Consider the following 12,853-nt stretch of genomic DNA (forward strand, 5'->3'; position numbering starts at 1 on the left):
ATGACAAATTGGCTTAATGATTACGAAACAAAACGTGACGCGCTGATTGAAGCGCACGCCTATGACCCTGCGGATGAACACGCGAATTGCGGCGTGGGTCTTGTGGCGTCTATTGATGGTACGCCTCGTCGGGATGTGGTGGCGAAATCGCTGCAAGCTTTGAAGAATGTCTGGCATCGCGGCGCGGTGGATGCGGACGGTAAAACGGGTGACGGCGCAGGTATCCGCCTAGATATTCCGCAAGAGTTTTTCAAAGCTCAAGTCGAGCGGACAGGGCATAAACCGACTTCGGCCAAGATCGCCGTTGGTATGATCTTTCTCCCGCGCACGGATTTTGGTGCGCAAGAAGCCGCGCGGACCATCGTTGAGACGGAACTTTTGCGCGAGGGTTTCTACATTTATGGCTGGCGCCAAGTACCGATTGATATTGATGTCATTGGCGAAAAAGCCAAAGCGACCCGCCCCGATATTGAGCAAGTCTTGTTCCGCGATCCGCAAGGCCGCAAAGGTAACAAGCTAGAGCGCGAGCTTTATATCATTCGCCGCCGCATCGAAAAACAAGTCATCGCCGCCGCAATCCCGAGTTTCTATATTTGCTCGCTCTCTGTGCAGACGATCATCTATAAAGGCATGTTCCTCGCCGAAGATATTGATGCGTTTTATCCCGACCTACAGGATGAGCGCTTCGTGTCGCGTGCTGCGATTTATCATCAGCGTTATTCAACCAACACGTTTCCGCAGTGGTGGCTCGCGCAGCCCTTCCGCATGCTGGCACATAACGGCGAGATCAACACGCTAAAGGCCAATGCGAACCATATGAAGAGCCATGAAATTAAGATGGCGAGTTCCGCCTTTGGAGATCGCGCCGAAGACGTAAAGCCTGTCATTCAGAAAGGTAGCTCTGACTCAGCCGCGCTCGACGCGACATTTGAATTACTCGTCCGCGCAGGCCGCACAGCGCCCATGGCGAAGACGCTACTCGTGCCCGAAGCCTATTCCAAACGTAGCGACCTGATGCCCGACAGCTGGCGCTCGCTATATGAATATTGCAACGCGGTGATGGAGCCGTGGGACGGGCCAGCCGCCTTGGCAGCCTATGACGGGCGCTGGTGCATGGCGGGCCTCGATCGCAATGGTCTACGCCCCCTGCGTTACGCCATTTCTGAGGACGGCATCCTCGCTGTAGGATCAGAGACAGGCATGTGTCCAATGGACGAAAAAGACATTGTCCAAAAAGGTGCAATCCGTCCTGGGCGCATGATCGCTGTCGATTTGGACGAGGGTAAATTTTACAATTCTGCAGAAATCCTCGACGAATTGGCAGAGAAGCGGCCTTATAAAAAATGGCTCGAGAAGTCGGTGAATCTCGACGACAAATTGGCAGGTCCAGAAGTCATCACTCTCAAAGGTGAAGACCTTGTCCGCCGCCAAATGTCCTGCGGTCAAACGCTGGAAGATCAAGAATTAATTCTTTCGCCTATGGCAGAGATGGGCAAGGAAAGTATTGGCTCAATGGGCGATGATACGCCGTTGGCCGTGCTATCAGACATCTATCGTCCGCTATCGCATTACTTCCGTCAGAACTTCTCGCAAGTGACGAACCCGCCGATTGACCCGCTGCGTGAAACGCGCGTCATGGGCCTGAAAACGCGCTTCCGCAACCTCCGCAATATCTTGGCCGAAAGCAAAGACCAGACCAAGGAAATGCTCGTGCTGGAAAGCCCAGTCATGACAACCGGCATGTTTCAACGCTTCGCCACAATGGTCGGACCGAAGAAAATCCGCGAGATTGATTGCACATTCGATATCGCGATCACGCAGGACAAAGCGCAAGGCAGCGCCCTGAAGGACACGCTCGCACGGATCAAACAGGAAGCTGAAGACGCTGTGAAAGCGGGCGTTGAGAACATCGTTCTGACAGACGAATACGTCAATGAGGACAAAGCCGCCGCGCCGATTATTCTTTGTGTTGGGGCCGTGCAAACGCACCTCGTCAATGCGGGGCTACGAAGCTCCTGCTCTATCCTCGTGCGCTCGGCCGAGTGCATGGACACTCATTATTTTGCTGTGTTGATCGGGGCGGGTGCGACAGCGGTGAACGCCTATATGGCGCAAGATACATTATCGGAACGCGTGGGCCGCGGCCTACTCGATATGGGCACAGACGAAGCTGTGGCGCAGTATAAAAAAGCCATTGAAGGCGGCTTGCTGAAGATTATCTCGAAGTCAGGAATTTCTGTTATTTCGTCCTATCGCGGCGGGAATAACTTTGAAGCCTTGGGTTTATCGCGCGCACTGGTCGGTGAAAACTTCCCCGGTATGAAGAGCCGTATTTCAGGCATTGGTCTGTCAGGACTAGAGGCGAAAATCCTCGAGGCGCATGAAGCAGCCTATGATAGCGCCGTGGTGCGCCTGCCAGTGGGCGGGCTCTACCGTGTGCGGGCCAAGGGCGAACGTCACGCCTATCAAGCCGATATGATTCACATGCTGCAAGAGGCTGTCGGCCGTGAGGACTACGAGCTTTACAAGAAATATGCCGACGTGGTGAACAGTGAAAAGCCGATCCAAATTCGCGATTTGCTCGATATCCGCCCGGTCGGCAAGCCGCTGCCGCTGTCACGTGTGCAAAGCGTCAACGAAATTCGTCGTCGCTTTTATACGCCAGGCATGTCCCTCGGCGCGTTGTCGCCAGAAGCTCACGGCACGCTCAACATCGCGATGAACCGCATTGGGGCCAAGTCTGTGTCAGGTGAGGGCGGCGAAGACCGCGCGCGGTATAAGCCACTGCCAAATGGTGACAACCCGAACTCTGCCGTTAAACAGATTGCGTCAGGTCGCTTTGGCGTTAACGCGGAATATCTCAACCAATGTCGCGAGATCGAAATTAAAGTCGCCCAAGGTGCAAAGCCAGGTGAGGGTGGGCAACTGCCTGGATTTAAAGTCACAGAGATGATTGCGAAATTCCGAAATGCGACACCTGGCGTGACACTGATCAGCCCGCCGCCGCATCACGATATTTATTCGATCGAAGATCTGGCGCAGCTGATTTATGATCTCAAGCAGATCAACCCGATCGCACGCGTAGCTGTGAAATTGGTCGCCTCAACGGGTGTTGGCACGATCGCAGCGGGTGTGGCGAAAGCGAAAGCCGACACGATTTTGATTGCGGGTCATAATGGCGGCACGGGCGCGTCGCCAAACACCTCTTTGAAATTTGCAGGTATTCCGTGGGAGTTAGGATTGTCAGAAGCCCACCAAATTCTGACGCTCAATAACCTCCGCGACAAAGTCACTTTGCGCACAGATGGCGGCTTGAAGACAGGTCGGGATATTGTCATTGCTGCCATGCTGGGTGCGGAGGAATACGGTATTGGCACACTCTCGCTCGTGGCTATGGGCTGTATCATGGTGCGTCAGTGCCACTCCAATACCTGCCCTGTCGGTGTGTGTGTGCAGGACGAACGCCTACGCGAGAAATTCACCGGCACGCCAGAAAAAGTGATTAACCTGATGACTTTCATTGCCGAAGAGGTACGCGAGATTCTGGCCAGCCTCGGGGTCGAAACGATTGATGAAATTGTAGGTCGCACGGACCTGTTAATGCAGGTGAGCCGCGGGGCGGAAAACCTCGATGATCTTGATCTAAATCCTGTCTTGGCGCGTGTTGATAATGCGAGAGTAGAAGACACACGTCATGAACGTATTGAGGTGCCAGAGACGCTGGATACACAAATCATCGCAGATGCGGGGTTGTTTTTTGAACGGGGCGAGAAGCTACATCTCACCTATGCCGTGCAAAATACGCACCGCGCGGTTGGCACGCGAACAAGTTCGCACATCTATCAAACTTTCGGGGCAGAAGGCCTGCCTGATGGTCAATTGACGGTGCATTTGCGCGGGTCTGCGGGACAATCTTTGGGAGCCTTTGGTATGCAAGGGCTTCGGATCATTGTGGACGGCGATAGTAATGACTATGTCGGCAAAGGTCTTTCTGGCGCTGAGATTATCGTATCGCCGCAAGGTCGCACACCGATTGATGCCCATAGCAGTGCGATCATCGGCAATACATGCCTCTACGGCGCGACCAAGGGCACACTCATGGCAGCAGGTCGGGCGGGGGAGCGCTTTGCGGTGCGAAACTCTGGCGCTGTATCAGTCGTCGAAGGTCTTGGTACCAATGGCTGCGAATATATGACGGGCGGCATTGTTGTCGTATTGGGCTCTGTCGGGGATAATTTCGGCGCAGGCATGACAGGCGGCATGGCCTATGTTTACGATGAAGACGATGCCTTTGAACGCGCCGTCAACCCTGACAGCATCGTCTGGCAGCGCCTCGCATCAGAGCATTACGAGGAAGAATTAAAAGACCTCATCCGCCGCCACGCCGCACAGACAGGCTCCGAGTTCTCCAAGAAAGTCCTAAATGAGTGGGAGTTGGAGCGCGGAAAGTTCTGGCAAGTCATCCCGAAGGAAATGCTCAACCGCATCAAAATTCCTCTGGCGGACGCCGCAGAATAATTAAATACAGAAAATAAAAGGGCGGATTATTCCGCCCTTTTTTGTCTCTTAATAAAGCGTTTTAAGCGCTTCCCCGTCATAATCTTTGAGCTTATCAAACTCACCCGCTTTGACTTTGCTAACCCATTCAGGATCGTTCAGAAGCGCACGTCCCACCGCGACCAGATCAAATTCACCTTTTTCCAAGCGATTGAATAATTCATCTAGTGACGCTGCTTCGGATGCTTGTCCCTGAAAGGCCCCGAAAAAGTCAGATGACAGACCGACTGAACCCACTGTGATTGTCGGTAGTCCTGTGAGTTTCTTCGCCCATCCCGCAAGATTGAGATCGTTCTCTTCTGCAAATTCAGGTTCCCAAAAACGACGTTGCGAGCAGTGCAGCATATCCACGCCCGCATCTTTAAAGACCTCCAAAAACGCGCCTAGCTTTTGCGGGGTATCGGCCAATCGCGCGGTATAATCTTGCTGCTTCCACTGTGAAAAGCGCAGAATGATCGGCATATCATCGCCGACAGCTTTGCGACATTCACGGATCACGTCAGCGGCAAAAGTCGCGCGGTCTACGAGGTTGCCGCCATAACGGTCCTCACGCTGGTTCATGACGTCCCAGAAGAACTGGTCAATCAAATAGCCATGCGCGCCGTGGATTTCGATCGCGTCAAAGCCCAAATCTTTCGCGTTCTTGGCGGCACGCGCATAGGCGCTCGCCATATCGGCAACGTCTTCCTCCGACGGTGGCGGGGTGACTTGCTTGCCATTATGCGTGAGGCCAGACGGGCTGTCGGATGGGGCGTCTGGAAAATTGCCTGTGCCAGGTTTGCGCACAAGTCCCTGATGCCAAATCTGCGGCGCGATCCGTCCGCCAGCATCGTGAACACGGTCTGCCACTGCTTGCCAGCCTGCCAAGGCGTCTTTCCCGTGGAAGTGCGGAATATTGACGTCATTCGATGCACCGCCGCGATCCGTCACTGTGCCTTCCGTCAGGATCAATCCAACGTCATGCTGCGCTCGCCGCTCGTAATAGGCCGCAACATTCTCGCCGGGCACACCACCTGGTGAAAAGCTGCGTGTCATTGGTGCCATCACAACTCGGTTAGGCAAGGTGAGGCCGCGACAGGTAAAAGGCTGAAAGAGGCTAGCAGACATAATAAATTCCTTTAATGAAATATATAGGCGCAATGTCTGCCAGCGCCCCCTGTGTCAATAAAAACCCCTCAAGAGGTGCTGTTCAAAACTGAACGCATGACTTCCAGATATGCGATCCCCGCTGTGCGGCCCGTACTCTCGAAGGCCTAAGCGCGCGGGTGGGCCTTTTGATGTATATTCATCAGGCTGGCGGCGTCTACATCGGTATAGCGTTGGGTGGTTGACAGGCTGGCATGGCCGAGGAGTTGCTGGATCGTGCGCAGGTCGCCATTTCCCGCCAGAAGGTGCGTGGCGAAACTATGGCGCAAAGCGTGGGGTGTCGCACTTTCAGGCAAGCCCAGAGCCCCGCGTAATTTCTGCACTTCACCCTGGATAATCCGCGCAGACAGTGGCCCGCCGCGCAGCCCTCGAAAGATAGGCTGATCGTGGGGCACATCATGCGGACAAAGTGAAAGATATTGGTTCACGGCTTTCGCAATGACAGGCAGGATCGGAATAACGCGATCTTTCCCGCCTTTACCTGTCAGTTGAAGACGGTCACCTAGGGGCATGTCGGCCCCCGTCAAACCCAACGCCTCAGAGATCCGCAATCCTGCGCCGTAGCACAGCATCAACACAGCTTCATTCCGCGCCATTATCCATCCGGGCACATCGTCAAAACTGCCCGCTGTAACAAGTGCTTTTGCATTGTCGATAGACAACGCCTTGGGCAGAGGCCGCTTGACGCGCGGGCCTTTGATCAGGGGGAGGGCGTCATTCCGCGCATCCCAGCGGCGCTGCATATAGCGGTAAAATGTCCGAATAGCGGAGAGTTGCCGCTGGATAGAGGCAGGCGACAAAGGCGTATCTCCCCGCCGTCTATGGGCGAGGTAAGCGCGGAAATCTGTGGCTTTCAACGCGATCAAATCTGGCAAAGCGAGGGATTTATCCAAATGCTCCGCTGTGAATCCCAGAAAGGCAGAGAGGTCTTGCTGATAGGCTTATACGGTTTTATCCGCCAAGCGCCGCTCGCCCGAAAGATGAGCGAGGAACAGAGCCAAGACCTCTGGCGCGGGAATTTTCTGCAAAGCTGCCATGGAGGTCAGCTTCGCAGAGCAAGGTTAAGAATGGCTTTCAGAGTTAGCGGCTTAGTCTCGCTGCAAACACACCGCTGTCGCCTCGCCGCCGCCTATACAGAGTGACGCCACGCCCTTCTTTGCGTCGCGTTTCTCCATCTCTGCGATCAAGGTAGCCATGATCCGCGCCCCTGACGCGCCAATGGGGTGACCTAAAACACAGCCGCCACCATTCACATTGACCTTATCGTGGTCCAATCCCAACTCTTGCATAGCAATCATCGGGACAACGGCGAAGGCTTCGTTGATTTCCCATAGGTCTACGTCTTTGCTGTCCCATCCCGCTTTGCCGAGCGCCTTTTTCATCGCATGGACGGGCGCGGTGGTGAAGTAAGCGGGTGCGTGCGCATGGGCGGCATGAGAGACGATTTCCGCGAGCACTTTATGGCCGCCTTTCTCCGCATCTGAACGCCGCATCAGGACAAGCGCCGCCGCGCCGTCATTGATCGAACTTGCATTGGCCGCTGTGACTGTGCCGTCTGTGGTGAACACAGCGCGGAGGCTTGGTATTTTCTCAGGCCGCGCATTTTTGGGGCCCTCATCTTCGGTGACGACAACATCGCCTTTGCGTGATTTGACCGTCACGGGCGTCAGCTCGCGGTCAAATTTTCCGTCAGCTTGCGCCGTCTTTGCGCGCTTCACAGACTCGATGGCGTAGGCGTCTTGCTGCTCCCGCGTGAATTGGTATTCCGCTGCGATCATATCAGCAAACACGCCCATGGCATTGCCTTCGTAAGCGTCCGTCAGCCCGTCATACATCATGGAATCGACCACTGTCTGATCACCCATACGCATCCCGCCGCGGGCTTTGGGCAGTAGGTAAGGCGCGTTTGTCATACTCTCCATTCCGCCAGCCACAGCGATGTCCACGCTGCCGGCTTTGATCGCATCGTGCGCCATAATGGCCGCCTGCATGCCAGAGCCACACATTTTGTTGATTGTCGTGGCTTCGGTTGATTGCGGCAGTCCCGCATAAATCGCGGCTTGGCGCGCGGGTGCCTGGCCTTGCCCTGCGGGCAGGACGCAGCCCATGATCGCTTGCTCCACCTTGTCTGCGCTCACGCCAGCTTCGCTCATGGCCGCTTTGATTGCTGCTGCGCCAAGTTGCGGCGCAGAGACGCTGGCGAAATCGCCTTGAAATGCGCCCATAGGCGTGCGGGCGAGGCCTACAATACAGACGGGATCATTCTTAGCGGTATCAGACATAATTCTCTTTCAAAGACGGGGGACGCGCAAAATTCTAGTCGTCCGACAGGTTGGTTTTGTATTTATGGTGAATTGAGTTCTAAATCAAATGTCGCTAGTCAAATAGCTGGAGGGCTTATGCCAAAAATCATATCGAAGATAAATCCTGATAGTGAGACCTTTCGGGAAAATGCCGCGCATATGCAAGCGCTTGTCGATGACTTACGGGCAAAAGTTTCCAAGATTTCAGAGGGGGGATCAGCGCGTGCTCGCGAAAAGCATCTGGCACGCGGAAAACTGCTCCCCCGCGAACGCGTCGAGCGACTGCTTGATCCCGGCACGCCTTTCCTAGAGCTGTCGCAAATGGCGGCTTATGGCAGCTATGATGATGAGGTGCCAAGCGCTGGTTTGATAACGGGTATAGGCCGCGTAGCAGGGCGCGAGGTGATGATCATCTGCAATGACGCAACAGTCAAAGGCGGCACCTATTTCCCGCTGACCTGCAAAAAACAAGGTCGCGCTCAAGATATTGCGCGTGAAAACCGTTTGCCCTGCATTTATTTGGTCGATAGCGGCGGCGGGAACCTGCCACACCAAGCTGAGATTTTCCCTGATCGCGATAACTTTGGCCGCTGTTTTTTCAATCAAGCCACGATGAGCGCAGAGGGTATTCCGCAAATAGGTATCGTGATGGGCAGTTGCACGGCGGGCGGTGCTTACGTGCCAGCCATGTCGGATGAAAACGTCATCGTCGCCGATCAAGGCACGATCTTTCTCGCGGGGCCACCTTTGGTCAAAGCTGCGACGAATGAAGAAATTTCCGCCGAAGACTTGGGCGGCGGCATGTTGCATACCTCCGTCTCTGGAGTCGCTGATCACCTCGCGCAGAACGATGCGCATGCGCTCCAAATTGCGCGCGACATTGTAAAAACGCTCGGCCCTGCCGATCATAGCTATACCCCGTCAGAAGTCGAGCCGCCCGCTTATGATGAAAACGAACTCAATGGTGTCATCCCTTCCGATCTACGCAAGCCATATGACTGCCGTGAAGTTATTGCGCGAATTGTTGACGGCTCGCATTTTGATGAATTTAAAGCTCTATATGGCAAAACACTCGTTTGCGGCTTCGCGAAAATCCATGGCTACCAAGTCGGGATACTTGGGAATAATGGTGTACTGTTTTCAGAAAGCTCTCTCAAGGGCGCGCATTTTGTTGAACTGTGCGCCCAGCGGAAAATCCCACTTGTATTCTTGCAAAACATTACGGGCTTCATGGTCGGGTCCAAAGCGGAGTCGGGTGGCATTGCGAAGCACGGAGCAAAAATGGTGCATGCAGTGGCCTGTGCGAAAGTGCCAAAATTTACGATCATCATTGGCGGCTCCTACGGCGCTGGGAATTACGGCATGTGCGGACGCGCCTATGAACCGCGCCTAATGTTCATGTGGCCCAATGCGCGAATTTCGATCATGGGGGGTGAGCAGGCCGCGAGCGTTCTGGCGACCGTTCATCGCGAAAGCGAGAATTGGAGCGACGCCGAGCGCGACGCTTTTAAAGCCCCCATCATTGAGCAATTTGAGCGGGAAGGGCATCCCTATTTCGCCAGTTCTCGGATTTGGGATGACGGCATTATCGCGCCAACTGATACGCGCCGCGTGCTAGGCCTTGGCCTCGCCATGGCTGCTAACGCGCCACTAGAGGACACACGTTTCGGCGTGTTCAGGATGTAGGCATGACGAAGACCATCACCAAAATCCTAATCGCTAATCGCGGGGAAATTGCTTGCCGTGTTATAAAAACAGCGCGGGATATGGGCATTGCAACTGTCGCGGTTTATTCCGATGCAGACCGCAAAGCGCTGCATGTCCAAATGGCGGATGAAGCTGTCCATATAGGCCCGTCCCCTGCCAATGAGAGCTATCTCGTTATCGAAAATATCATTGCGGCTGCTAAAGATACTGGCGCAGACGCAGTCCATCCTGGCTATGGCTTTCTCTCTGAAAATCCAGGTTTTGTGCGAGCTTGTGAAAAAGCGGGCTTGATCTTTATCGGGCCATCCGCCGATGCGATGGAGGCGATGGGCCTGAAGGATGCTGCTAAAAAGCTGATGGATAAGGCGGGCGTGCCAACGACTCCCGGCTATCACGGCAAAGACCAAGACTTAAACGTGCTGCGGAAAGAGGCTGATAAAATCGGCTACCCCGTCTTGATTAAAGCGGTCGCGGGCGGCGGCGGGAAGGGCATGCGCAAAGTCGATGCGGCGGCAGATTTTGAAGCATCGCTCGCCTCCTGCCAACGCGAAGCCAAGAGCAGCTTTGGCAATGATGCTGTCCTGATTGAGAAATACATCCAAAGCCCGCGCCACATTGAGGTGCAAGTCTTCGGGGACGCTCATGGCCATGTTGTTCATATGTTTGAACGCGATTGCTCACTCCAACGCCGCCACCAAAAAGTCATTGAGGAAGCACCAGCCCCAGGCATGACGGACGCTGTGCGCACAGCTATGACAGACGCGGCGATCAAAGCGGCCAAGGCCGTGAACTACGTTGGCGCTGGCACGGTGGAATTTATTGTCGACGGGTCCGGCGAGCTTCGCACGGACGGGTTCTGGTTCATGGAAATGAACACGCGTTTGCAGGTCGAACACCCCGTCAGTGAAATGATCACAGGCCTTGATCTAGTCGAATGGCAGATACGCGTTGCGCAGGGTGAAAAACTACCCAAGCAAAGCGACATCAAGATGAGTGGTCACGCGATTGAAGCTCGGCTCTATGCTGAAGATCCTGCCAATGATTTTCTGCCGAGTGTCGGACAGCTTGACGTATTTCATCCATCGCTTGGGGCGTTGGATGGGAGCTACCGCCTTGATACAGGCGTTCAAAAAGGGTCTGAAATTTCGATCTATTACGATCCCATGATCGGAAAATTTATCGCCCATGCGACGACGCGCAACAAAGCCATTCAGACATTAACAAACAGCCTGCGCACGAGCTATGTTTATCCCGTCAAAACGAATAAGGACTTTCTCATTGATTGTCTCAATGAACCTGCCTTTAAAAACGCGGCTATTAATACGAACTTCATTGCGGAGTATTTATCAAATTGGTCGCGGACTGAACCTTTGAGCCGAACGGCTTTGCGCTCACTCGCCATTCATATTTATCAACATTTACCCAAATCAGATAATTCACCGTTTTCGCAGACCGATGGTTGGCGGCTAAATGGCCGAACGGGGCCAACATTAGTTTACTATGTGAACGGTGAGGCGATTTCATTTCACTATAGTCACAAAGCTAACGGCCTTCAATGTGAGGTCTTGGGCAAAGTCAAAACGTCACTCCCGACTGATCCGAGGGACGTTTACGAAACGGCTGCGCCGTGTTTTGATTTGAGGAATGATGCATTCGTTATTATGGCAGAGGGCGGGCCTTATCAAATCACTCGGAAACCGCCCACGCAGGCTAATGCGGCAGCGTCTTCTCACGCTTTGACCGCGTCTATGCCAGGGAAGATAATTTCTGTAAACGCGACGGCGGGCGATAGCGTCAAAGAGGGGGAGGCCCTTATTGTGATGGAAGCGATGAAAATGGAAATGACGCTCAATGCTCCGCGTGACGGCATCGTGTCAGATGTGACTTGCGCAGAAGGTAGCTTGGTAACAGACGGCGAAATTCTATTGACGCTCGAGAAGAATAATTAGCTTTGGAAAGATAATTAAATGACGACTTCATACCCGACACTTCAATTTGGCCTGTCAGAAAACGCGGTGATGATCCGCGATAGCGTTCACAAATTTGCGCAAGATAAAATCCTGCCTCGCGCCGCAGAGATTGATAGCCAAAATGAATTCCCTCGTGACCTTTGGCCTGAAATGGGCGAGTTGGGTATGCACGGAATTACAGTGGACGAGGCCTATGGCGGCATCAATCTTGGCTATTTGGAACACACCATCGCAGTCGAAGAAGTCAGCCGCGCGAGTGCATCCGTTGGCCTGTCTTACGGCGCTCATTCAAACCTATGTATCAATCAATTGCACCGTTGGGGAAATGATGAACAGAAGGAAAAATACCTCCCTAAATTAGTCTCTGGTGAACACCTCGGTAGCCTTGCCATGAGCGAACCTGCTGCCGGATCAGACGTGGTTTCGATGAAATTAAAAGCCGAAAAGCAACAGGGCGGATATTTGCTCAATGGCAATAAAATGTGGATCACCAATGCGCCCACCGCTGACGTGTTGATGGTCTATGCAAAGACCGACCCTAGCGGCGGCAGTAAAGGCATTTCTGCCTTTATCATCACGCCCGACATGGAAGGTTTTTCGACGGCACAAAAATTAGATAAACTCGGTATGCGGGGGTCTGACACAAGTGAATTAGTGTTTGAAGACTGCTTTGTCTCTGACGAGAACCTTGTCGGCAATACGGGTCAAGGCGCAGAAATTTTAATGAGTGGTCTCGACTATGAGCGCGTCGTGCTGTCAGGTATTTCGGTTGGAATAATGCAAGCCTGTCTCGACACAGTATTGCCTTATATTCACGAGCGCAAACAATTTGGCAAAGCCATTGGTGAGTTTCAATTAATGCAAGGGAAACTGGCCGATATGTACGTCACGCTGTCCACAGCGCGGGCTTATACTTACGCAGTTGCGGCGGCCTGTGACCGGGGAGAAACAACGCGCAAAGATGCGGCAGGCTGTATTCTTTATGCTGCAGAAAAAGCAACGCTTGTGGCGCTAGACGCGATTCAAATGCTAGGTGGGAATGGCTATATCAATGATTACCCAACAGGTCGTTATCTAAGAGATGCGAAGCTGATGGAAATCGGAGCCGGAACAAGTGAAATTCGCCGCTGGCTTATCGGGCGAGAATTATTTGCGGAAACACATTAATTA

The 12,853-nt window shown here is 53.6% G+C and carries 7 protein-coding genes and 1 pseudogene; 4 read left to right on the top strand and 4 right to left on the bottom strand.

The genetic code is table 11. The annotated features are described in order from the left end of the window. Positions 1-4,518, top strand: coding sequence for a glutamate synthase large subunit (gene gltB, locus AB8615_RS02100; RefSeq protein ID WP_418152562.1), 4,518 nt, complete (start codon positions 1-3; stop codon positions 4,516-4,518). Positions 4,519-4,566: 48 nt separating this feature from the next. Here gltB and AB8615_RS02105 read toward each other — a convergent pair whose 3' ends face one another. The 4 genes and pseudogenes from AB8615_RS02105 to AB8615_RS02120 form a co-directional block, all read right to left on the bottom strand. Next, on the bottom strand, positions 4,567-5,664 hold the full coding sequence (locus tag AB8615_RS02105) for an NADH:flavin oxidoreductase (RefSeq protein ID WP_409433299.1): 1,098 nt from the start codon (positions 5,662-5,664) through the stop codon (positions 4,567-4,569). A gap of 146 nt (positions 5,665-5,810) precedes the next feature. After that, the gene (locus AB8615_RS02110; protein ID WP_418153123.1) at positions 5,811-6,446 is read right to left on the bottom strand and encodes a tyrosine-type recombinase/integrase; all 636 of its coding nucleotides are present in this window, start codon (positions 6,444-6,446) and stop codon (positions 5,811-5,813) included. 3 nt (positions 6,447-6,449) lie between these two features. Further along, positions 6,450-6,632, bottom strand: a pseudogene (locus AB8615_RS02115) (site-specific integrase); the annotation flags it as partial. A gap of 159 nt (positions 6,633-6,791) precedes the next feature. Continuing rightward, on the bottom strand, positions 6,792-7,985 hold the full coding sequence (locus AB8615_RS02120) for a thiolase family protein (RefSeq protein ID WP_409433301.1): 1,194 nt from the start codon (positions 7,983-7,985) through the stop codon (positions 6,792-6,794). Positions 7,986-8,102: 117 nt separating this feature from the next. Here AB8615_RS02120 and AB8615_RS02125 point away from each other — a divergent pair, with 117 nt between their 5' ends. The 3 genes from AB8615_RS02125 to AB8615_RS02135 are packed head-to-tail and all read left to right on the top strand — an operon-like array spanning position 8,103 to position 12,850. Then, the gene (locus tag AB8615_RS02125) at positions 8,103-9,692 is read left to right on the top strand and encodes a carboxyl transferase domain-containing protein (RefSeq protein ID WP_409433302.1); all 1,590 of its coding nucleotides are present in this window, start codon (positions 8,103-8,105) and stop codon (positions 9,690-9,692) included. A gap of 2 nt (positions 9,693-9,694) precedes the next feature. Next, on the top strand, positions 9,695-11,662 hold the full coding sequence (locus tag AB8615_RS02130; RefSeq protein ID WP_409433303.1) for an acetyl/propionyl/methylcrotonyl-CoA carboxylase subunit alpha: 1,968 nt from the start codon (positions 9,695-9,697) through the stop codon (positions 11,660-11,662). Between the two features lie 18 nt (positions 11,663-11,680). Next, positions 11,681-12,850 carry an isovaleryl-CoA dehydrogenase gene (locus AB8615_RS02135; protein ID WP_409433304.1) on the top strand — a complete coding sequence of 390 codons (1,170 nt, stop codon included), beginning with the start codon at positions 11,681-11,683 and terminating at the stop codon, positions 12,848-12,850. The last annotated feature ends 3 nt before the right edge of the window (positions 12,851-12,853 follow it).

The organism is Litorimonas sp. RW-G-Af-16 (genome assembly GCF_048319245.1).
Taxonomy (GTDB): Bacteria; Pseudomonadota; Alphaproteobacteria; order Caulobacterales; family Maricaulaceae; genus Litorimonas.